The 21,293-nt window shown below is 47.4% G+C and carries 20 protein-coding genes; 9 read left to right on the forward strand and 11 right to left on the reverse strand.

Going from position 1 to position 21,293, the window contains the following annotated elements; translation table 11 throughout:
* Nucleotides 1-558: 558 nt before the first annotated feature.
* The 4 genes from MTO69_RS09030 to MTO69_RS09045 all read left to right on the forward strand — a co-directional run bounded on the left by MTO69_RS09030 (nucleotide 559) and on the right by MTO69_RS09045 (nucleotide 4,504).
* Entirely contained in the window at nucleotides 559-807 is a 249-nt protein-coding gene (locus MTO69_RS09030; protein WP_248328504.1) for a YkgJ family cysteine cluster protein, read from the forward strand.
* Between the two features lie 138 nt (nucleotides 808-945).
* A complete protein-coding gene (locus MTO69_RS09035; protein WP_248328505.1) occupies nucleotides 946-1,668 on the forward strand; it encodes a response regulator transcription factor in 723 nt (240 codons plus the stop codon).
* Entirely contained in the window at nucleotides 1,661-3,295 is a 1,635-nt protein-coding gene (locus MTO69_RS09040) for an ATP-binding protein (RefSeq protein ID WP_248328506.1), read from the forward strand. The genes MTO69_RS09035 and MTO69_RS09040 overlap by 8 nt, the downstream gene beginning before the upstream one ends.
* A gap of 75 nt (nucleotides 3,296-3,370) precedes the next feature.
* The gene (locus tag MTO69_RS09045) at nucleotides 3,371-4,504 is read left to right on the forward strand and encodes a PKD domain-containing protein (RefSeq protein WP_248328508.1); all 1,134 of its coding nucleotides are present in this window, start codon (nucleotides 3,371-3,373) and stop codon (nucleotides 4,502-4,504) included.
* 51 nt (nucleotides 4,505-4,555) lie between these two features.
* Here MTO69_RS09045 and recR read toward each other — a convergent pair whose 3' ends face one another.
* The 7 genes from recR to MTO69_RS09075 all read right to left on the reverse strand — a co-directional run bounded on the left by recR (nucleotide 4,556) and on the right by MTO69_RS09075 (nucleotide 10,175).
* Nucleotides 4,556-5,155, reverse strand: coding sequence for a recombination mediator RecR (gene recR / locus MTO69_RS09050; protein WP_248328510.1), 600 nt, complete (start codon nucleotides 5,153-5,155; stop codon nucleotides 4,556-4,558).
* A gap of 14 nt (nucleotides 5,156-5,169) precedes the next feature.
* Nucleotides 5,170-5,499, reverse strand: coding sequence for a YbaB/EbfC family nucleoid-associated protein (locus MTO69_RS09055; RefSeq protein WP_005432961.1), 330 nt, complete (start codon nucleotides 5,497-5,499; stop codon nucleotides 5,170-5,172).
* A 74-nt stretch (nucleotides 5,500-5,573) separates the two neighbouring features.
* Nucleotides 5,574-7,637, reverse strand: a complete 2,064-nt coding sequence (gene dnaX, locus MTO69_RS09060; RefSeq protein WP_248328512.1) for a DNA polymerase III subunit gamma/tau — start codon at nucleotides 7,635-7,637, stop codon at nucleotides 5,574-5,576.
* 29 nt (nucleotides 7,638-7,666) lie between these two features.
* On the reverse strand, nucleotides 7,667-8,212 hold the full coding sequence (apt, locus tag MTO69_RS09065) for an adenine phosphoribosyltransferase (protein ID WP_248328514.1): 546 nt from the start codon (nucleotides 8,210-8,212) through the stop codon (nucleotides 7,667-7,669).
* A 156-nt stretch (nucleotides 8,213-8,368) separates the two neighbouring features.
* A complete protein-coding gene (locus MTO69_RS09070; RefSeq protein WP_248328516.1) occupies nucleotides 8,369-8,734 on the reverse strand; it encodes a YbaN family protein in 366 nt (121 codons plus the stop codon).
* Nucleotides 8,735-8,785: 51 nt separating this feature from the next.
* Entirely contained in the window at nucleotides 8,786-8,917 is a 132-nt protein-coding gene (locus MTO69_RS18870; protein ID WP_008080664.1) for a hypothetical protein, read from the reverse strand.
* 157 nt (nucleotides 8,918-9,074) lie between these two features.
* Complete coding sequence (locus MTO69_RS09075) at nucleotides 9,075-10,175, reverse strand: response regulator (protein ID WP_248328518.1); 1,101 nt, start codon at nucleotides 10,173-10,175, stop codon at nucleotides 9,075-9,077.
* A gap of 270 nt (nucleotides 10,176-10,445) precedes the next feature.
* Here MTO69_RS09075 and MTO69_RS09080 point away from each other — a divergent pair, with 270 nt between their 5' ends.
* Complete coding sequence (locus MTO69_RS09080) at nucleotides 10,446-11,321, forward strand: LysR family transcriptional regulator (RefSeq protein ID WP_248328520.1); 876 nt, start codon at nucleotides 10,446-10,448, stop codon at nucleotides 11,319-11,321.
* Nucleotides 11,322-11,357: 36 nt separating this feature from the next.
* On the opposite strand, the gene MTO69_RS09085 is transcribed toward MTO69_RS09080, so the two are convergent.
* From MTO69_RS09085 to fadI, 3 genes are all read right to left on the reverse strand, one after another.
* Entirely contained in the window at nucleotides 11,358-11,906 is a 549-nt protein-coding gene (locus MTO69_RS09085) for an NAD(P)H nitroreductase (protein WP_248328522.1), read from the reverse strand.
* A gap of 96 nt (nucleotides 11,907-12,002) precedes the next feature.
* The gene (gene fadJ, locus MTO69_RS09090; RefSeq protein WP_248328524.1) at nucleotides 12,003-14,126 is read right to left on the reverse strand and encodes a fatty acid oxidation complex subunit alpha FadJ; all 2,124 of its coding nucleotides are present in this window, start codon (nucleotides 14,124-14,126) and stop codon (nucleotides 12,003-12,005) included.
* The gene (gene fadI, locus MTO69_RS09095; RefSeq protein WP_248328526.1) at nucleotides 14,126-15,433 is read right to left on the reverse strand and encodes an acetyl-CoA C-acyltransferase FadI; all 1,308 of its coding nucleotides are present in this window, start codon (nucleotides 15,431-15,433) and stop codon (nucleotides 14,126-14,128) included. The genes fadJ and fadI overlap by 1 nt, the downstream gene beginning before the upstream one ends.
* 609 nt (nucleotides 15,434-16,042) lie before the next feature.
* On the opposite strand from fadI, the gene MTO69_RS09100 reads away from it, so the two are divergent.
* From MTO69_RS09100 to MTO69_RS09115, 4 genes are all read left to right on the forward strand, one after another.
* Nucleotides 16,043-16,549, forward strand: coding sequence for a sigma-70 family RNA polymerase sigma factor (locus tag MTO69_RS09100; RefSeq protein WP_248334447.1), 507 nt, complete (start codon nucleotides 16,043-16,045; stop codon nucleotides 16,547-16,549).
* Nucleotides 16,542-17,273, forward strand: coding sequence for a DUF3379 domain-containing protein (locus MTO69_RS09105; RefSeq protein ID WP_248328528.1), 732 nt, complete (start codon nucleotides 16,542-16,544; stop codon nucleotides 17,271-17,273). The genes MTO69_RS09100 and MTO69_RS09105 overlap by 8 nt, the downstream gene beginning before the upstream one ends.
* A gap of 266 nt (nucleotides 17,274-17,539) precedes the next feature.
* Nucleotides 17,540-18,820 (forward strand): outer membrane protein transport protein, encoded by a 1,281-nt coding sequence (locus MTO69_RS09110; RefSeq protein ID WP_248328530.1) that lies wholly within the window; start codon nucleotides 17,540-17,542, stop codon nucleotides 18,818-18,820.
* A gap of 320 nt (nucleotides 18,821-19,140) precedes the next feature.
* Entirely contained in the window at nucleotides 19,141-20,448 is a 1,308-nt protein-coding gene (locus MTO69_RS09115; protein ID WP_248328531.1) for an outer membrane protein transport protein, read from the forward strand.
* A gap of 51 nt (nucleotides 20,449-20,499) precedes the next feature.
* Here the strand turns inward: MTO69_RS09115 and MTO69_RS09120 are convergent, their stop codons facing one another.
* Nucleotides 20,500-21,261, reverse strand: coding sequence for an MlaA family lipoprotein (locus MTO69_RS09120; protein WP_248328533.1), 762 nt, complete (start codon nucleotides 21,259-21,261; stop codon nucleotides 20,500-20,502).
* Between the last annotated feature and the right edge of the window lie 32 nt (nucleotides 21,262-21,293).

Raw genomic sequence — 21,293 nt, forward strand, 5'->3', positions numbered from 1 at the left:
TAACACACCAATAAATATCAGCGCTAATAACACTGCTGTGGCTGATTTGCGCTATATCCTTAAGCAATAAAGCGTATATTTCAAGCAAATTTTTACCAGACACTAGGCAATAAACTGCCAGTATTTTTGTAATTGCAACTAATTTAGCTTTAATTAAATTAGGCCATTAAAATAAAGAGAATTATCACTAACTATAATAGTTATTAATGACAAATATGTCGGTTACAAGATTAATACAGCATACTGTCAATTAGATGATAGAATTACGTTATCCTTATTCAGCAATCCCACCCATATAAGCACACTTTAGTAAGTGGCATTAGCGCTAGCTACTTAAGCAAACATCAATACACTCACCACCCATTTCTCGGTCTTATCGGGTTAGTCTTGTTGCAAACTTGTTGATACATCAGTCAATTGTATGGATATCGCGGTCACAAATTGACTGATCCGATGTCTTAAACATGCGCCCTTACTGGTCACAAATTGACCAGCAAGAGGTGACATAGATCACATTGGATGGTAGCATTCCGGCCATTATCACTTGAGGAACATAAAATGGACTGTCGATTAGGCTGCGGCGCTTGCTGTATCGCGCCGAGTATTTCTTCTGCTATTCCCGGGATGCCAAACGGCAAACCTGCTGGTGTAAGATGTGTGCAACTCAACGACGACAACTTGTGCCAACTGTTTGGCAAACCGGAAAGGCCTAAGGTGTGCCATGAGTTTAAGCCATGTGCTGTGGTATGTGGCTCATCCAATCAACAGGCATTGGAGAATATTACTGAGCTTGAACTCGCTACTTGAGCACTTCTATCACCTCACGAAACGCCTAGCCATTTTTAGTAAACGCGTCACAACTTTCCCTTCGTGTCACAAATCGTCACATTGCAATCCATATGAGTAAGTTATAGTTGGCTATTATTCATTATCGCTTTATGAGTTATGACCGCAGCCAAAACCTATTCGATCACTCTGGTGGAAGACGATCTCGAGCTCGCTGATTTAATTAAAGACTTTCTGCACAATCACGAGTTTGACGTCACGATTATTTCAGATGGCATGGATGCTGTTGATGCCATTCTTTGCGCTCCACCCGATTTGGTTATTCTCGATATCATGCTACCCGGGCTCAATGGCATGGACGTCTGTCGAGCAATACGATCGAAATACCGCGGCATGATTTTGATGCAAACCGCACTCGATGACGATATCGACCAAGTTATGGGACTTGAACTTGGCGCCGATGACTACGTCGTTAAACAGATAAAGCCGCGCCTGCTTTTGTCGCGAATCCGCGCATTACTACGTCGCCAAGAGCGCCAATTAACCGAATCACAACAACATGAAATGAAGCTAGGTCGACTGACCATTAACCTGCAGCACCGCGCGGTGATGGTAAACAGTCAAGCGCTAAAGCTGACAACTTCAGAGTTTGATCTTCTTGTTTTACTGGCGAAAAATGCAGGCCATGTGGTGTCACGTGATGAGATTGCGCAATCAATACGCGGGTTTGAATATGATGGTCTCGACCGCTCCATCGATAGGCGCATTTCCCGCCTGCGCCGTACACTCGATGATGATCCTCAAGCGCCAACCTTAATCAAAACCGTACGCGGCATTGGCTACCAGTTGTGTGTCTCCCATCAGGAAAAAGTCTATGATTAGAGCGTTCATGGTTCTGTGGTTGGCAGTATTCGTGCCAATTATCCTGCTAATTCTCCCCACTTCCTTTAATCCAATCCAACGTTTGAACGAGTCATTCTCTGAGCAGTTCTACAAGCAGATATACACCGTCAGCTTTGATATCCTAATCGATAAACTCATTGATAAGCCAGAGAGTCAGTGGCAAGACATCGTACGATCTTACGCCAAGCACTTTGCTTATCCTCTCAGATTGGAGCGGGTTGATAACTACCAGCACAACAGCCAGGTAATCGACTCCCTGATGACGGGAGACACCGCCTTTTTATTTGGCGATCCTATGGCGCTTCTCAAGCGTGTTGGTGCTAGCGAGTATCTGATTTATTTTGCACTGAATGAGTCAACGGAGCTTGCGGTACTCAATCAGGCCAAGGGCACTCTCTATCTTGCCTCGGAGCAATTACGTACCCTGCCAACAGCGCTTTGGCAGCAAGATTTGGCAGAAAAAAACGCACGCATCCCATTTGAAATCAGCCTCAAGTCTGCGAACGAGCTGTCTGCTACAGGGCGCAAAGCGGTCGAGCGTTCCACTGGTGAGATAGTCAGCTACCTCAACTCTGCTGGGCAAGTAGAACTGCTCGCGCCAGTGGAGCCAGATGTCTGGTTGCATGTGCAAGACGATATGTCGCAAAGCACTCAGATGAAGCTAACATCGGCTATCGGCGGGCTGTTTTTCTTGTTGATATCCCTAGCATTGGTACTTTGGGTGTTCCCACTTTGGCGAGATCTGAAGCGACTGGTAAAGACCGCTAACGAATTTGGTAAAGGTGTATTATCAGAGCGAGCAAACGCATCGCGCTTGTCTATGGTGTCCCAGTTAAGCCGTTCGTTTAATACCATGGCAGATAATATTGAGAGGCTAATCGCAGGCCAAAGAGAGCTGACCAATGCGGTTGCGCATGATCTGCGTACCCCTCTCTATCGACTTCGCTTTGCGTTGGAAATGCTAGAAGATCAATCTCTATCAGAGGCGCAAAAACACAAGTACCACAACACGATTCACTCTAGCATTGATGACTTAGACCATTTGATAAACCAAAACCTGCTGTTATCTCGCTATAGCCGAATTGCCGATATCACTCAATTTACCCAATGTTGCTTGGCGGATGATTTGGCCAAGGAAGTCGAGTTTTTCCACTTGGAGCACGCCGATATCGACGTCAGATTCTACTGCTCTCCGGAACTGCGCAGTCTCACCTTATTGATTGATAAAGCGGCAATGATGCGTGCTGTGAAGAATGTATTGGCTAATGCCAGTCGGTACGCCAAGCGCAAGATTGCCATTTCGTTCTCCCACCACTGCGGAGGATATCGGATCATCATTGAAGACGATGGACCAGGCATACCACCCCATGAGCATGACAACATTTTCGAGCCTTTTGTCCAACTCGACAATCGAGAGCGAAGCAGTGACAAAGGCCATGGTTTAGGTCTAGCGATTGTGCGCCAAATAATGCAATGGCATCAGGGCAGTGTCACGGTTTCTGGCTCTCCTATGGGTGGAGCTCAGTTCGTCCTCGCTTGGCCAGCAACAAACAAGCTAGATAAGCCAGAAGCGATTGTGACCAAATCGGACACAATTCGTCCATAAACTGCTAACGAATAATAACCAGCGTGAATGTTAGTGTGAAGTGGATAAAGCCACTCACTCTTTCAAGGAGCTTACATGTACGCTGGTTCATCTCTCTTCTCTGTTAAACGCCATCAAATCACTGAACAAGTTAACCTTAAACAAACCATGCATGGGTTGATGCGACTACTGTTCGTTTTAGTGACGATCGCTGCCTCAGGGTGTGGTAGTGGCAGTAGTGATGTCGAGAAATACACTAAACCCACCGTCAATGCCGGTAGCGATAAAGTCTATACCTTGCCGCAAAGCCAAATCACTTTGTCTGGCTCAGCGAAGACTTACCCTAAACACGTCTACTCGATCAAAGAGACCAAATGGACTCAAACGGCGGGTCCAGCGCAGTTGACCATTCTCAACGCTGACAAACTGACAGCGACCATACTTAACCCAACAATCACTGGAAGCTATAGGTTTGAGCTGTATGTCAAAGATAGCGGAGGACGCAGCAACACCGACAGTGTCACCATCATTCTCACCCAGAGCGCCGAAGTCGCTGCAGCACGCAGCAGCCTGACCTACAGCGACGATTACGATTTAATGTGGAATACGTTGGCCAGCGATCCAAACCGCTACCCAGCGGTAGAGGATGAGTGGCAAGTTCTCTATCAACCCTATCTAGTCGAGGCTGACCAAATCGAATCGCATCAACAATGGCTAGAGTTAGTGACTAAGATGGTCGAAGAACTGGAAACTGACTCATTCGAACTGCACAAGCTTAATCTTGCTAACAGCACAGAAAAAGGCCAATCCGTGGTGTGGTCACAAAACAACGGGGTCGGAACAGTGGCGTTTCACGCGTTACATGCCTTCAGCAGCCAAGCGTTACTACTAGAGCTCGACACTGCCTTAGCGAAACTATCATCCACCAAAGACATCGAACTGGATTTTAGCGCCAGCGGGGCATTTGATGACCAAATTTTTCTCGCCTTACTGACTCGACTTACCACCACCAACATGCGCCTTTGCCTGGCCGGGACAGATGCAGAGCAAGGATGTGTGACTATCGCGGCGAATGATAAGCTGCGTGGGGTCTCTTTGCGCGTCAGGGGCGCTGAACACAGCAAATCTGCAGCACAGCTTGCCGAGTATATCGATACTATTAATCTAGGAGGCGATACATTTAGCTTCACTCCGAGCTTACCCCTAACCAGCGGGTTAATCCTGCAATAGACAAAAAAGGCGATCCTCAGGGAATCGCCTTTATTTCAGTTTGTTCAAGAGCTACAGCTTTTGTCTACCTAGCAGTGAGTGAGACAAGGTAGTGCCATCGACTAACTCAAGCTCACCACCCACAGGAACACCATGGGCAATCCGACTCGCCTGAACCTGATGCTCGCGGCAGAGCTCAGCGATATAGTGAGCGGTGGCTTCCCCTTCGACTGTCGGGTTGGTTGCTAATATCACTTCACTGATATCACCGCGGCGCAAACGGTAATCTAACACGTCTAAGCCAATATCACTTGGACCGATACCATCAAGTGGCGACAGGTGTCCCATCAACACAAAGTAACGTCCAGAATATTGCCCGGTCGCCTCTACCGCCGCAATGTCCGCAGGGCTTTCAACCACACAAATCTGACCATTTTCTTGTCGCTTGGGGTTAGTACAGATATGGCACGTTTCTTCTTCGGTAAAGGTACGACACTCGTTGCAATGACCAATTTCAGTCATCGCTTGGCTTAGAGCATCAGCCAACTGCAGGCCACCTTTTCTATCCCGCTGTAACAAATGAAAGGCCATACGCTGTGCCGACTTGGGACCCACCCCAGGTAGACAACGTAAGGCCTCCATCAATTGTTCCAGCATATGACTGGTACGCATTAACGATAACTCAATTAAAATGGCATCTTCATGCCTGGCGGTAGCTGCATGCCACCGGTAACGCTCGCCATTTTCTCTTTTTGAGTTTCTTCGACACGACGTGCAGCGTCATTGAACGCAGCGGCGATCAAGTCTTCTAGCATCTCTTTGTCGTCTTCCATCAGGCTTTCATCGATTTCTACACGACGCACGCTGTGGCTGCCTGTGATCGTCACTTTAACAAGGCCAGCACCAGACTCGCCGGTGACTTCCATATTTGCGATCTCTTCTTGAAGCTTTTGCATGCGATCTTGCATCTGCTGGGCTTGCTTCATTAGGTTGCCCATACCGCCTTTACCAAACATGTTTATCTCTCTGGTTGTGTAGCTTGTTTCGTTATTTAGATGGGGTCAAAACCGTTAAGTTCAACCCCACGAGGTTAAATCGGTCTAATGCTCTCTTTATCGAGCTGCGCTGCAAATCGGCGCTCAATAAACTGAACATGAGGGTCAGTCTCTAGGCTGGTAAATGCCTGCTGCAAACGACCTTGGTACAATCTGTCTCTCAGTTCGAGTGGCGTCTCTCCTGCTTCACCGACTTCGACAGTGAGATGCAGTTCCTCACCCAACACTCTATTTAGCTCCTGCAACAGTTCGCTCTGTGCTTTGTCTGTATTCAGATGAGCTTGCGATGGTCGCAGAGTCAAGGCGATGGTATTACCATTGCGTTGAAAGCTTGAGTTTAAGGCTAACTGCTCAGTGAGTTTGGCCGTGGTCAACTGACTAATTAACTTAGCCCACTCATCAAGCTGTAAACTTTCATCCACCAGCTTTTGCGCCATTTCTGGCGTTTTCTCATGCTCTAGCGCTTTTTTTAGCAATGACGGCGTGAGCTGCGAAGTGGGTTTCTCAGCGACAGGTTGAGTCGGCTTCCACTGATACGGCTCATCTTTCGCTGGTGCAGTCGCAGATTGTGATACGGAAGAGAGTGACGACATCTGCGTCGATCCAGGGTGTTTTTGTGCCACACGCTCAAGAACCGATTCATTTTTTACAGATGTCGCACTAGTCTTTTTTGGCGAGTTACCTTGGGTTGCACCCAAACCTTTGCGCTGAGAGCGCAGTTGATGGCGCAAACCACTTAAAGGCGAGCTCGCTCGGGTCTCATTTGCCTGAGGAGCGCTCTCTTGCTTAGCCATGGGTTGCGGTGGATAAGACTCACTCTCTGGTGCCGACTGATACTCTGGCCCTTCATAAGGAGGAGGCTCAGGCATGTACTCAGGTGGCTCGTAGCTAGGCTGTTGCGGCGCAACTGGAGAGGCTTGCGCTGGCTGCGACGCTGTTTGAGCTTGGCTAACAGGTGCTGGTTCAGCAGGAGGCTGCTCATCGACTGCGGTTGACACTAGGTTGATTTGCGGGATTGCCGGACGAAACGCCAACATTCGCAACACAACCATTTCTAGTCCAACTCGCTGCGAAGGCGCTAACGGCAGATCTTGACGACCTTTCAACGCAATTTGATAGTAAAGCTGAACGTCTTCTGGTGACAGCGCTCGGCTTAACAGTTCAATTTTTTCGGCATCTGGCTGCGCGGTATCAAGCGTTGCAGGCAAAGCGTGATACATAGCGATGCGATGTAACTGGCTCGCGAGTTGTTGCAGTAATCCATCCCAATCCACGCCGTTTTGCGCTAATGATGCGATGCAAGCCATGGCGGCTTGCGGTTGCTTCGACGCCACAGACTCCAACAAGTGCAGCGCTTGATCGGTATCAAGCGTACCCAACATATGAGTCACACTGTCGGTCAACACTTGTCCGTTACCCAACGCGATCGCTTGATCAGTCAAACTGAGCGCATCGCGCATACTGCCATCGGCAGCATGGGCAATCATACCCAGTGCTCGCGGCTCAGCGTCGACCTGCTCTTGAGCAAGGATATGATCCAATTGCTGATGGATGGTATCGACACTGATCGGTTTTAGGTGAAACTGAAGACAGCGCGATAAAATCGTGACCGGTAATTTCTGCGGATCGGTGGTGGCGAGCAGAAACTTCACATACTCCGGCGGCTCTTCTAACGTTTTTAGCAACGCGTTGAAACTGTGGCGCGAGAGCATGTGCACTTCGTCGATTAAGTAAACCTTGAACCGTCCACGGGCCGGTTTGTACTGAACGTTATCGAGTAGCTCACGAGTATCTTCAACTTTAGTTCGCGACGCAGCATCTATCTCAAGGAGATCAACAAATCGCCCTTGGTCAATCTCTTGACAGGTATCACATACGCCACAAGGTGTCGCGGTAATGCCCGTCTCACAGTTCAACCCTTTCGCAAACAATCGACCTATGGTTGTTTTACCGACGCCTCGAGTGCCACTGAACAAGTAGGCATGGTGAAGACGATTCTGCGCAAGCGCATTTTCCAGCGCGGTTAATACGTGTGATTGTCCTACCACTTCATCAAACTTAGTAGGACGCCACTTACGTGCTAAAGCAAGATAGCTCATGAAACTATACCCATAGATAACCTAGCTGATTAGTGACCTTCAAATTCACAAATGCTGTAAACGTCGAGTCCTAAGCCCTCAAGACGTTTATCACCACCAATTTCCGGAAGGTTAATCACAAAGGCAGCGTGTTCTACATTTCCGCCAAGTTGGCGAATCAGTTTAGTGGTCGCTTCAATGGTGCCGCCGGTTGCAAGCAAATCGTCAACAACCAGTACCTTGTCGCCTTCGTTGATGGCATCAACGTGGATCTCAAGCGTGTCAGTACCGTATTCAAGCTCATACGACTGTGCAATCGTCTGACGTGGTAGCTTGCCCGGTTTACGCACTGGCACAAAACCCACCCCAAGTTCTAACGCTAGCGGCGCACCAAATAGAAAACCGCGTGCTTCAGTACCAACAATTTTGGTAAAGCCCATCTCTTTGTAACGATCGACGAGCAGTTGAATGGTCGCTTGATAAGCTTGAGCATCTTCCATCAAGCTGGTGACGTCACGAAATAGAATGCCTGGTTTTGGGTAATCTGGAATGCTTTTGATGCTCGATTTGATCAGAGCAATAGTTTCAGTTGTCATAACTCTTTACTTCAATTAGCTAACTCACTTTATCGCGAGGTCTAGCATAGTTTCAGCACATTATTACCTGCGGCCGTCAATCGAAACAGATACCCAGGTTTGCTGTGCCTAAAAAACAAACGCCCACTATAAAAGCGGGCACACTTCCCAGCAATCTTAGTGATTTTCTTCGCTATCGGCAAGGTACTCAATCACAGGTAAACGAATAAACCAAGTGAGCATGACCACTAACATCATTAGCAGCATAATCTTTAACCAGTCGTGCGGCACCACCCAGATAGAAAAGCCAAAACTGAGCGCCATACATAATGCGCCGCGGATTTTGACCTTACGCGTAACCGCTCGGTGTCGGTGCCAATTATCGAGTATCGGTCCGAAGACTTTGTGTTGATGAAGCCATGAATGGAATGCTGGGCTACTGCGCATAAAACAAGCGCTGGCCAAGATAATGAAGGGAGTGGTTGGGAGAAGAGGGAGAAAAATGCCTAGCACGCCTAGCGCCAGACTGAGCATACCCACCATATTGAGAAAGACTCGACGAATGATGATGGTATGCTCCTTTGGGTGGTTCAGTTAGAAACCCGCGTAGCCGTTGAATACGCGAATCCAAGTCAAGGTCGCGGGTAACGTTGGGATCAACAGCACCGCGATAAATCCAAGAAAATAGAAGATATTATAAGGTTCTTTAAAATCTTTGTCTGCCATGAGCTTGCTTCTCTAAAAAAAGTGACGATACGTTCGCCCTATTCTCAGATGTTAACGAGATGGGCTATTTTTGTTTGTGGCGGACTATACCCTAATCACTCGATGACAAACACCGAGTAAAATTAGGGTTTTTATAGAAATGTTAATAGAGGTGGATTTACGCTTTATTACCGCGGTAAATATCGAGACTAAAACTGCTCGAGCCGAGGCAACTGAGAGTGAGTTGACAGCCCGACTGAATCGGCAAGTCGATGGTCATAAAGTTCTTGACGCAGTTTTCCCCCAGTGGCACACCTGCTGAAATATGCTGCGAGAAATAACCATTGGCCCATTGCGCATCAAGGCCAGCTGGTAGTATATCTAGTGTCCCTTCAGACAAGTCAGCGACACCAAACAAGGCTCTAACCGGCGTACTGCAATCTGAGCATTTAATCCCTCTTTCTAATAAAGAAGCAAGGTCTTTGAGATCGGCATTAAACGATTTGAGATTGCGTAAGTAATCATGGAACAAGGCTCGCACTAACAAGGTTGTTGCCGCGCCGTGCGCCCCTTCAGCGGCCGAGTCGACCAAGTAAAAAGCGAACTGCCCGTTGATCAGCCAAGCGTAATCAAAAACCAATGGCATTACGTCGGTGGACTGCAACAGCCGATAACTGCATTTCCAATCGCCTTGCGAGGTGTCTTTATCTGGGAGCAAAGCATGGAGAAGATCTTTGGCCGCACTGGGGTTATCTTCCAGGTATTCGAGGTGCCAATGTAACTCCTGCTCTTCCGGAACATCGCCGCTATCAATACGAAACCATTGGCTCGAAAAGTCTCGTTGATCACTCAAGTGATTGTCTGAATCATCGAGCGTATTCTCAATCGCACAGGCGAGGTGTTGATGGTTGCTAATTGGCTTAGCGAGGAAGTCTTTGATTCCGTACCTCAGCGCTTTAGCCACATCCGAGATTTCATCGGTCGCAGAAACGACAATCATGGGTAACGACGGGTATTCTAGGCTCACCTCTTCGACAAACTCGATCCCGTCAAGAATTGGCATAGAGAGATCGCACAAGATAAGATCAGGGGCGTTGCAACGAAGCTTTTGTAGACCATCGAGGCCATCTTGAGCTTCAACCACTTGGTAGCCTTGTGCAGACAAAAAGCCAGAGGTAATGCGACGAAAAATCGGATCATCGTCGACCAGCATAATCATTTTTTGACCAGTGGACACCGAGGGGGTCTGACTAGTCCCAACTTCGATTGTTTTATGCATACATCTTCGCCTCACACCTAAAAAGAAAGACTGCTCATATTGTTATAGTTATTAGGGTCTGTTGCTCTTAGGGCAGCAGACCCTTGTTGTTAAATTGCTCTTTAAAAGTAGTCTCGAAAGGCGATTTATACAAATCTTCCACTTTTGATCTGGGTTGCATACTATATGTATGGAATATCAAATTTCGCCAAAGTTGTTGATGTCACTCAAGCTTTGACGTTTGATATAACGATAAATTAATCAAATTCGTAAAAGTATGTGTCCAGCGCAATGAAATTAGATGATCTCAACCTATTCAGATTGGTGGTAGAAAATGGGAGTTACACCGCAACTTCCCGTAAAACCATGATACCTGTCGCCACTATCACGCGACGAATTCAAGCTTTGGAGGAGTCTCTTAACCTGCGACTGCTTAACCGCCATGCGCGTAAACTTTCCCTGACAGAAGCTGGGGAACGTTTTTACAATGAGTGCTCGCCATTACTTAATCGCTTGACCAGCGCCGCTGAAGAAATCAGCGATGAATGTCGCGGAGCCGCGGGTAGGATTCGTATCAATTCGCCGTCTAATCTGACCAAGCGAATGATGATGCCGATGTTCAATGCTTTTATGAAGCAATATCCCGACATCAACATCGAACTGACCACCAGTAACCATGCCGATCAGCTTGACCCTACCGAGTGGGATGTCATTTTCCGTGTTGGCCCACAACGCGACTCAAGTCTTATCGCACGTAAAATCAGCTCTGTGGCTGATATTTTGGTGGCAAGTCCCGAGTATCTGAAGCATCACCCCGCCCCAAAGCATGCCGAGCAGTTGCACCAACATTCTCTGGTCAAAGGCGCACCACTAATAAAGTGGCAGCTCTCGAACAATAGTGGCGAAACCGTGATTAACAACGACCAGGGGCGCTTTCAGGCGAATACCCTCAACGTTGTGCGCAGCGCTTGCTCTGACGGGCTAGGCATTACGTTGATGCCGGATGTGATGATCAAAGAGTTTATTGACGATGGTAGTCTGATTCGAGTGTTAGAAGACTGGAGCGCTAACCCGCGCGATATCTACATGCTTTATAACCACAAGGATCACCTACCAGAAAAGGTGAGGCTGTTTATCGACTTTGTCATCGCCTACAACATTCATTAACAAAAAGAGCTTGGTATGCTGCCAAGCTCTTGCGTTTTACAGGTATTCGACAAACTGACTCAAGTCGCGCTCTGGCACCTTCATCGGCGTGCAACCTGGGGTTCCTAAATAGAGGAAACCAACAATTTGGTCTTCGCCGCTGAGATTAAATGCTTGATGAACATGAGGGTGGAACATCCATTTGCCTGAGCGCCAAAACGCTTGATAACCCTGTGCGATTGCTGCCATTTGCATCGCCTGCACGGCGCAGCCAGCAGAGAGGTGTTGCTCGAAGGCAGGCACCTTGTCGTGCGGTGTCACTTTGGCGATTACGGTAATCACCATAGGTGCGCGAAACGGCGCATTCTTCACCTTCTCAACCACACTCGCCTCACTCTGGTCCGCTTGTGCCGCTTGAACCAAAATCTTAGACAGTTTGTGTAGCCCTTCCCCTTGAGAAATAACGAAACGCCACGGGGTCAGTCCCGCATGGTCGGGGGCACGCAGGCCTGCACGAATGATATTTTCTAGTGCCTTACCCTCTGGCGCGGGTTCGGAGAGTTTCGCGATTGAACGACGGTTGAGCAAGAGATCTAGAGCATCCATTTATTATCCTTTTGAACAGGTTCTTATTTCTTCTTGATAATAACTCTCATCAACAAAAAAGGCGAACCATTCGGTTCGCCTTTGAGTGACTAGTAGTTAAGAGTAGAAACTTGCGTCTATGCCTGCTCGAGTCAATAAACCATCACACGGTGCGAAACGATCGCCGTACTTCTGCGCGTGCTCATTCATGATTTCAACCAACTGCTTGATGCCGATCTGGTCCATGTAACGGAACGGCCCTCCAAGGAACGGCGGGAAGCCAATACCGAAGATAGCGCCAATGTCGCCATCGCGTGGACTGCGAATGATGCCTTCGTCAAGACAGCGCACGGCCTCATTCAACATTGGCAGTACGCATCGCATCGCCATCTCTTTCTCTGCCATTTTTGACTCTGGAGTCAGTCCTAGCAGCTTGTAGACAGACTTATCAACTTCTTTTTTCTTACCTTTGTAGGTGTAGAAGCCTTTGCCACTCTTGCGCCCTTTACGGTCGTCATTGAGCAACTTATCGAACACATCCGGCCCTTGGAATCGCTCTCCCAGCTCGGCAACCAAAATCGGCATGATCTTCGCGCCGATATCTACCCCAACCTCATCAAGTAGGGTGATAGGTCCAACTGGGAAACCAAAGTTAAGCAGTGCAGTATCAAGCTGCTCGATCGGTTCACCAGACATCAGTACTTGCGCCGCTTCATTCATGTAAGGGGCTAGGATTCGGTTGACGTAAAACCCAGCGCAGTCTTTGACAACGATCGGCGTTTTGCCCTGCTTACGAGCAAAATCGACCGCGGTCGATATGGTTTCATCCGACGTACCTTGATGCGGAATCACCTCGACCAAAGGCATCTTTTCGACCGGGCTAAAGTAGTGCAAGCCGACGACATTCTCAGGACGCTGCGCCTTTTCCGCGATCTGATGGATAGGCAGCGACGATGTGTTAGTTGCAAAAATTGTGCTCGGTTTTGCATGAGTTTCGACATCCGCCACCATTTGCTGTTTTAGGGCAAGATCTTCAAAAACCGCTTCAATCACCATGTCAGTGTGGTTAAAGGTGGTAAAGTCAGTACCGCCTGACAGTTGCAACATTTTGCTTTGAAGCTCCGCTTTAGAAAGGATGCGACGCTTTCTTTGCTTATCAAACAACTTATAGTTGTATTTGAGCGCGTTGAGCACGCCGTCATTGCTGACATCTTTGATGCGTACCGGAACCTTAGCTTTGGCAACACTGACATGGCTAATACCCGCTCCCATTAATCCACCACCTAACACAGCAGCGCGAGATACCGTTTTTGGCTCCGCGTCGCTACCGTGCTCTTTTTTCATTTCTGTGGTGGCAAAGAAGATAGAGCGCAGCGCTTTCGATTCTGGCGTCATCACCAGCTCACCAAAACGCTCAGCCTCTTTTTGCTGGCCCTTGTCGAAGCCCTTCTCAAGACCAAAACGAATCACCTCAAGGATGGCATCGGCAGCAGGATAATTACCACGGGTTTTTTCACGGGTTTTCTTCGCCGCTTGCTCAAAGATCACCTTACGTCCGAGGCCAGTATTGGCCATCAGCTTCTCTTTGGCCGAGACTTTACGCTTGGCTTTTTTGCTGCCACTCTGCTTTTCAACCAAATCCTTTGCCACATCGAGCAAAATAGTGTGCGGCACTACTTGATCAACCACGCCCAGCTTCTTCGCCTTTTTCGCGCGCAGCTGCTTACCAGTTAAGATCATATCCAAAGATGGCAGCAAGCCGATTAAACGAGGTAGGCGCTGTGTTCCGCCCGACCCCGGTAATAAACCCAACTGTACTTCAGGCAGACCTAGGCGCGTTTTATCTGAGTCAGTACAAACGCGATAATCACACGCCAACGCAAGCTCCAAACCACCCCCAAGACATGGGCCGTGGATAGCAGCCACCACTGGGTACGGGAGGTCCGCTAACTGCTGAAACATCTGTTGGCCTTTCTCTGCCAAAGCCTGTGCTTCTTTGGCGCTGGTGCACGCATCGAGCATGCGCACATCGGCACCCGCAACAAAGTTATCGGGCTTAAGCGAATGCAAAATTAATCCCTTCAAGCTCGATTTATGCTCAGCTAACTGAACAAAAATCGCCTCCATTTCCTCAGCAAATGCCGCCTGGAGGGTGTTCATTTTCTCTCCCGGCACATCAATCGAAAGCCAAGCGATATTCTGTTCGTCAATTGCTAGTTTAAATGCTGTTTGCTCGCTCATTATTCAACCTCCAATACCATTGCCGCGCCCAAACCACCTGCTGCACAAGCGGTGTTCAATGCCAAGCCACCGCCTCGGCGCTTAAGCTCTCTCAAGGTCTGGGTGATCATTCGCGCCCCAGTCGCAGCAAATGGGTGACCATACGCAATCGAGCCACCTAACACATTGAACTTGTCCATATCGATTTCACCAATCGCTTTCGAGCGGCCCAGTTTCTCCTGAGCGAACTTGTCGCTGGCAAACATTTTCACATTAGATAGTGCTTGCGCTGCAAACGCCTCATGCATATCGATTAAGGTCAGGTCCGACAACGAGATACCGGCTCTATCCAATGCCATCGGCGTGGCATAAGATGGCCCCATCAGCATGTCTGTCTCAACGCCAATCGCCGAAAATGCGTAGGAGCGAATGTAACCCATGATCTCTAAACCAAGCTCTTTTGCTTTGCCTTCGCGCATGAGCATAATCGCCGCTGCACCGTCGGTCAGTGGGGTACTGTTGGCTGCGGTAACGCTGCCGTATTGACGGTCAAAGGCCGGGCGAAGCTTCGCGTATCCCTCAATCGTCGAATCTTCGCGGATATTGTTGTCTTTACTGATCCACTGTTTGTAAGGCTCTGGGAAAGCCGTCATCACTTCGCCTTCTATTTTGCCCTCATTCCATGCTTGCGCTGCAAGGGTATGTGAGCGGTGCGCCAGTTCGTCCTGAGCTTGACGCGTGATCCCGTGAGACTTCGCCATCTGTTCAGCGGTTTGGCCCATAGACAATCCGGTTGAGTACTCCGCAACGGCAGGCGGAACTGGCATCAAATCTTTGAAAGAGAGGGTTTTGAGGATGCTGAGTTTTTGACCAACGGTTTTGGTTTTACTCAGAGCCAGTAAGTTGGCCGCTAACTTTTTCGAAACCCCAATAGGCAATACAGAAGAAGAATCGGCACCACCTGCGATACCAATATCAATCGTCCCGGCCATGATGCTTTCTGCAACATTCACCGCCGACTGAAAACTGGTGGCACAAGCTCGTGTCACACTGTAAGCATCGGTATGAATGTGCATACCTGTACCGAGTACAATCTCACGAGCAATGTTTGGCGCTTCCGGCATTTGCACAACCTGACCAAACACCACTTGCTCAATCAATTTAGGATCGATTTCGGTGCGAGCGAGCATATCACTCACCACCATTTTGCCGAGATCGACAGCGGGAACTTGGCTAAATTCTGTACTTTGACGTGCAAACGGCGTCCGCAAACCAGCGACAATCGCGACACGTTCTCCTGAGCGAGTTTTCACTTCCTGCTTGCCCATTGTTGCTCCTTAATCTTTTAGAGGTCTGACCAGGTCATTGTAACGAGAATGTTAATTCAATCAAACGCTCGTTTGAATAAACGTGACTTAAGCCAGATTCCCTAACCAGCGAGTGTGGGATAAAAACTATAGCAGGATAGAAAATTCGGTTCATTGGTGAATAGAAAGCAAAAAAAAACCACACAGAACTGTGTGGTTGGAATGTATAAAGCAATTAACTTACGCCAATTGAAATAATCAGTTTCCTGATTAGGAGAAAGTAAAGTCAGCCTTCAAAAGGAAGTGTCATCTTGCTCAACTTGTCAGTGAAAACACCGACTAGATGACAGGGATTACTATAACCGTTAGAGTTGGCTAGATTTTGAATTAGATCAATTTTAAGTGGATTTATCGCCCATTAGTGAAATTTAACCTAGTTCAGCATCACCAAATCCTATGCTTTGGAAGATTAATAAAGGCGCTGTGATGAATACAGGGCAATAGCGAGTCTGGAGAATAACAATGAATAAAGAGCACAACGCGGGACTTTGCCGGGCAGTTAAGGAGGGCTGAGTGTCTATAGCCAAATTTTTTGGAAAGAAAAAGTCAACCACTCCGGTCAACTCGGATATGGACAGACAAAGAAAATACGAAGCGCTCGTCAGAGCCTACCACCGAGACTTGTTTCGCTATGCTTACTGGTTATGCAAAGATCAGAGTATCGCCGAAGACTTAGTGCAAGAGACTTGCTTGCGAGCTTGGAAATCACTCGACAGCCTTCAAGATGAGAAAGCGGCCAAATCGTGGTTAATTACCATATTACGCCGCGAGAACGCTCGCCGCTTCGAACGTAAGCAGTTTGATTTAGTGGATATTGACGACCATGGCAATGATGCCAAGGTCAGTGATGACCCACACCATCAAACCGAGTGGATTCAAGCGCAAATCATGAAACTGGAACAAGAGTATCGCGAACCACTTTTTCTCCAAGTCGTTGGGGGATTCAGTGGTGAGGAGATTGGTGAGATTTTGGATCTCAATAAAAACACAGTAATGACTCGCCTGTTTCGAGCCAGGAACCAACTCAAAGAGATGTTAGATACAGATAGCAAGCAAAGAGGACAGCAAAATGGATGAGTTAGAATTCCGTCGACGCATCATGTCCGACCCTAAATGCCGCGATAAAGATGTGTCAGCGGCGATGCAATCGAGCGATAAAAACAGCCAATTTGCCGAAGAGATTGCCGAGTTGGATAGAAAGATAGCCAAAGCGATGCAGGTAGATGTCCCTGATGACCTCGCCGATCGCATCTTGTTTAACCAAACGTCTTCACTAGAAGAGAGAAAAGTCATTCGACCGACTTTTGCCCGCAAAGCGATGGCGATGGCCGCATCGATTGCTTTTGTGGCCGGTTTGCTAGTTGGCCAAATCAATTGGGGAAATATTGTGGTATCGCCTGCTGAGGCAAGTTTGGCTTCCACTGCAATCCAACATGTGGTCGATGAGAAGCCGTTTGTCGAACATTTGGATGAACAAGTGCCCTCTTCGCAGATCAATGCCAAGATGGCGCCGTTTAACCACCAGCTGGTGAGCAATTTTCCATACCATGTGTATTACCTCAATCACTGCGGTTTTGGTAAATCGAACGCACTGCATATGGTATTTCGTGGTGAAAAAGGCAAAGTCACCCTGTTCTTAACCGGAGTCTCAGCTGAGCAAAGCGCTCACTTCGAGCAAGATGGCATGTCAGGAATGATTGAACCGATGGGAAATAACAGTCTGATCTTAGTCGGTGAGCAAGGTGAAAATGTTGCTATCATCGCCCAAAAGCTGTCATCAATCATCAAGCTGTCAATTTAACAAAATAGCAACATTTTGTGATCGCCATCATGGCTTGGAAATTTACTCCAAGCCATTTTTTTAGCATAAAATTAGAGTCAAGACTCTAAAAAGACCATTTTTGCAACACTTTCCTGCCAGATATACATCATTTCCATAATTTTATCGTCCAAGTTGGCAATGGTCGGATTTCTATATCTTATACTTGAGCTTAGTATCAGCCACCACTGAGCTTTTGCTCAAATAATATCGCCCAGCAGAGGCGAAGCAAAAAGGAAAAAGCAAAAATGAACAAGACGCGTCTGTTTAAAAAATCACTATTAGCAGTGACCATTACTACCGCCACTCTAGCCTCGCAGCAAGCTCTCGCTGCTGGCTTCCAACTTAACTCTCAATCAGCTACTGGACTTGGCCGTGCTTTTGCCGGTGATGCAGTCATTGCTGATAACGCATCAGTAATGTCTCGTAACGCTGCTGCGATGACCTTATTTGACTCTCACCAGTTTTCTGGTGGTGTCAACATTATCGACACAGATATTAAAGTCAGCGATATCAAATACAAGACTGGCAACATTGATAGTGTAACCAACTCAAGTAGCTCGCCAGTTCCAAATATCTACTACATTCATAAGTTGAATGAAGATCTGGCCATTGGTGCGGGTATCTATTCTAACTTCGGAACAAAAAACAACTTCCCGACTAGCTTTGGTGTGGGTACCGGTAGTGCTGGTGCAGGTTTGCCAGATGCGAGTCTATTCGGGGGAATTACAGAAATTGAAACTATCAATTACACTCTGAATGTTGCTTACCGCATAAATGAGCAGTGGAGCCTTGGTGGCGGTATTGATGTAGTTCAAGGTAGCGGTAAACTTAAACGCGATGCGTATAGTGGAGTAAACGCACTTAACATAGACGCTGACGGTGTTGGTGTTGGTTTTAATCTTGGTACTGTTTTCGAGCTCGATTCAAACAATAGATTTGGACTCGCATACCACTACAGCCCTGAAGTAAAAGCTTCTGGTACTGTGTATGTAGATGCTGGTATTGCAACAGGTAATAACGCCCTCATTGGACAAAATGCAGTAGCAGGTCAGGACGTGATCCTACCGCTACCTAGTATGCTAGAGTTCTCTGGCTACCATCGTATTGAAGATACAAAATTCGCTGTTCATTATAGTCTTCAATGGATCGGCTGGGACGTATTCGAGAAGCTAGAAACTAGCAACAATACCACGATTAAAAACTATAAGTGGCAAGATGGTTACCATCTTTCACTAGGCGGAACTTACTATCTAGATGATAGCTGGACTTTACGAGCTGGTTATATGCATGATACTGCCGCTCAAGATCAGTTGACTTCTATTTCCGTTCCAGATTCAGATCGTAACTGGTTATCTGTAGGTGCAAGCTATGCGTTCAATAATCATCATACTGTCGACTTTGGTTTCACATACCTAATGGGTAAAGATGTTCAGGTAACCGAATATGCCGGAACCACTCCAGTGTTAACAGCTACGACGCATGCTAATGCTATGCTTTACGGCCTACAATACAGCTATAGTTTCTAAGCTCAGCTAACAATAGCACTCTTTCAAGGCCAGCATCTGCTGGCCTTTTTACTGAGTAACCCTCTACAAAGACTGATAATTTCCTCGCCAAGCCTCTGATTGTTAGCGAACAACTGTACTCGCAAAGGTTTCTATCCAACACAAGTGTACGCTGAAATAATGAAACAACCCCTTAACAAGCAGTCGCTTAAACTTAAAAATGTGCAATTTTCAAAATATAACTCCAAAAACATCAAGTACAGTGTTTTTTATTTTTAAAGCAATAACTCTAAACCTATCATCACTGCCACGGATATAACTTTAATTCAGCGAACATTATAATGAAAACCAATAAGACTCTCCTTTCTCTGGCAGTGGCCTGCGGCCTAGTAACAACGTCAACTTCTATTCATGCAGCGGGTTTCCAATTGGCAGAGTACTCTGCCACTGGCCTTGGCCGCGCCTATGCTGGTGAGGCTGCGATGGCTGACAATGCCAGTGCGCAGTGGCGTAACCCAGCAATGCTGACACACCTTGAAGGTACCCAAATCTCTGTTGGTGCGATTTATGTGGACCCCAATATTGATGTCAATGGCACGGTAGTTGGTTCTAAATCGGCAAGCCCTTTGTTACCAACATCAAATGCTTCTTCATCTGACTTTGCGCACGATGCGGTTATCCCTAACTTATATATCTCACATCGCTATAACGACAAAGTGGCAGTCGGTTTTGCACTTGGTACCAACTATGGCATGGAAACAAGTTTAGGCAATGACTTTGCTGCCTCGCACTTTGGTAATGAAGCCAGTGTGATGACGATGGAAGCCAACCTCAACCTTGCTTACCAATTGAACGAGCAATGGAGTGTCGGCGGTGGTGTAAGATACGTGATGGGTGAAGGTAGTTTTGGCGCTAAAACACCTCAATACAACGTATTGTCAGCAGCTAAAGGGACGACCCTAAAGTACATGGAGGGAGACGATACCGCATTTGGCTGGCAAGTAGGTACTGCGTGGCAAATCAACGAAGATAACCGAGTTGGCTTCGCCTACAAGTCCGCGGTAAAGCTCAATCTTGAGGGTTACGCCACAGGGTTAGGTTTTAACCCAGCACTTGCCAATGCACGTGACAGTGGTTCAATGAAGTTGGAATTACCAGCAACAGCAGAGCTCGCCAGTTTCCACCAGTTAAACGATAAGTGGGCTATCCATGCGAGCGTAAACTGGACGGATTGGAGCAGTTTCGAAAAGCTTGAAGCAGAATTGAACACGTACGGCACTAAAATGGTGAAAGAAGAGAACTGGGAAGACAACTACCGTTTTGCTCTCGGTGCTACTTACCAACTCGATTCGAAACTCGCTTTACGTACCGGTATCGCCTACGATACCTCAGCGGTTAGCGACAAGAATCGCACCATTACTATTCCCGAAACCGACCGCACTTGGTTAAGTGTAGGTGCTAGTTATGAGGTGAGTGAGCAATTCACCCTTGATGGCGGTATCACTTATATCCTTGCTAAAGACGCACCAATTAAAGAGTCTCGTGGCTATGCTTCTGATGACGCAGCGCAGAAAGTCGCAGGTGAGTTTGTCGGCGAAGTCAGTGGAAGCATTTGGCTTATCGGTATTCAAGCCAACTACACTTTCTAAAACGACGTGGTACAAACTAAAAAGGCTTGGGGTTACCAAGCCTTTTTTGATTTAGAAATCATCTAGATACTCATCAAGGTACGCTTCTTCTTCGGCATTATAGTCATCGCTTTCAATTTCTGCTTTGAAATTTTGATGCTGAATATACACATCTCGTGTCAGTGCGTAAGGATCGGGAGAGTTTTCGAGCATTGCCTCTTGACTGACTAACGCCGCGCGGCTTTCCATTCCTTCAAACGCCCATTTTCCTACTGCTGCCCAAAAGTTCAGTAAAGAGAGCGGTAAGTAGGTGCTGTCAACCAAGTCGACACTTTCGCGCGCCGTCCAAGGACCATAACCAGGAACCATGACATAAGGGCCATTGCCGACACCATAGTGACCAACTGCATCACTGAATGTCTTTTCATTGTGGTCTATGATTCCGGCTTCTGATGCAACATCGAACAAGCCACCAATACCAATAGTGGTGTTGATCCAAAAGCGATTGAAATGGTCCAGTGCTTTGCCGCCGTTACCCATTAATAGGTTGTTGATCATACTGGCGGGTTCATCGAGGTTGCCAAGGAAGTTACTGATCCCAGAGCGAATAGGAACCGGAACGTAATTAACGTAAGCCAGAGAGACAGGTCGAACAAAATAAGGGTCAAGATAGTCATAGTTAAACGTCCACATTGAGCGGTTAAAGCCTTCAATGGGGTCGTAAACTTGAGGTTCACTAAACTCGCCTTGCTGTTCTTCGGGTGTCGATGCACACCCTGATGCCACTAACATTGTACACAGCAAAAGCCACTGCTGCGGTTTGATCGATTTCATTATTATAATATCCATTAAAAAAGGCTGATGTC

Source organism: Vibrio sinaloensis (assembly GCF_023195835.1).
GTDB classification, from domain to species: Bacteria; Pseudomonadota; Gammaproteobacteria; order Enterobacterales; family Vibrionaceae; genus Vibrio; species Vibrio sinaloensis_C.

Excerpts from the sequence above, each read along its gene's own strand:
- MTO69_RS09030 (WP_248328504.1), top strand. The coding sequence starts at position 559 with ATGGACTGTCGATTAGGCTGCGGCGCTTGCTGTATCGCGCCGAGTATT.
- MTO69_RS09035 (WP_248328505.1), top strand. The coding sequence starts at position 946 with ATGACCGCAGCCAAAACCTATTCGATCACTCTGGTGGAAGACGATCTC.
- MTO69_RS09040 (WP_248328506.1), top strand. The coding sequence starts at position 1,661 with ATGATTAGAGCGTTCATGGTTCTGTGGTTGGCAGTATTCGTGCCAATT.
- MTO69_RS09045 (WP_248328508.1), top strand. The coding sequence starts at position 3,371 with ATGTACGCTGGTTCATCTCTCTTCTCTGTTAAACGCCATCAAATCACT.
- recR (WP_248328510.1), bottom strand. The coding sequence starts at position 5,155 with ATGCGTACCAGTCATATGCTGGAACAATTGATGGAGGCCTTACGTTGT.
- MTO69_RS09055 (WP_005432961.1), bottom strand. The coding sequence starts at position 5,499 with ATGTTTGGTAAAGGCGGTATGGGCAACCTAATGAAGCAAGCCCAGCAG.
- dnaX (WP_248328512.1), bottom strand. The coding sequence starts at position 7,637 with ATGAGCTATCTTGCTTTAGCACGTAAGTGGCGTCCTACTAAGTTTGAT.
- apt (WP_248328514.1), bottom strand. The coding sequence starts at position 8,212 with ATGACAACTGAAACTATTGCTCTGATCAAATCGAGCATCAAAAGCATT.
- MTO69_RS09070 (WP_248328516.1), bottom strand. The coding sequence starts at position 8,734 with ATGGTGGGTATGCTCAGTCTGGCGCTAGGCGTGCTAGGCATTTTTCTC.
- MTO69_RS18870 (WP_008080664.1), bottom strand. The coding sequence starts at position 8,917 with ATGGCAGACAAAGATTTTAAAGAACCTTATAATATCTTCTATTTTCTT.
- MTO69_RS09075 (WP_248328518.1), bottom strand. The coding sequence starts at position 10,175 with ATGCATAAAACAATCGAAGTTGGGACTAGTCAGACCCCCTCGGTGTCC.
- MTO69_RS09080 (WP_248328520.1), top strand. The coding sequence starts at position 10,446 with ATGAAATTAGATGATCTCAACCTATTCAGATTGGTGGTAGAAAATGGG.
- MTO69_RS09085 (WP_248328522.1), bottom strand. The coding sequence starts at position 11,906 with ATGGATGCTCTAGATCTCTTGCTCAACCGTCGTTCAATCGCGAAACTC.
- fadJ (WP_248328524.1), bottom strand. The coding sequence starts at position 14,126 with ATGAGCGAGCAAACAGCATTTAAACTAGCAATTGACGAACAGAATATC.
- fadI (WP_248328526.1), bottom strand. The coding sequence starts at position 15,433 with ATGGGCAAGCAGGAAGTGAAAACTCGCTCAGGAGAACGTGTCGCGATT.
- MTO69_RS09100 (WP_248334447.1), top strand. The coding sequence starts at position 16,043 with ATGGACAGACAAAGAAAATACGAAGCGCTCGTCAGAGCCTACCACCGA.
- MTO69_RS09105 (WP_248328528.1), top strand. The coding sequence starts at position 16,542 with ATGGATGAGTTAGAATTCCGTCGACGCATCATGTCCGACCCTAAATGC.
- MTO69_RS09110 (WP_248328530.1), top strand. The coding sequence starts at position 17,540 with ATGAACAAGACGCGTCTGTTTAAAAAATCACTATTAGCAGTGACCATT.
- MTO69_RS09115 (WP_248328531.1), top strand. The coding sequence starts at position 19,141 with ATGAAAACCAATAAGACTCTCCTTTCTCTGGCAGTGGCCTGCGGCCTA.
- MTO69_RS09120 (WP_248328533.1), bottom strand. The coding sequence starts at position 21,261 with ATGAAATCGATCAAACCGCAGCAGTGGCTTTTGCTGTGTACAATGTTA.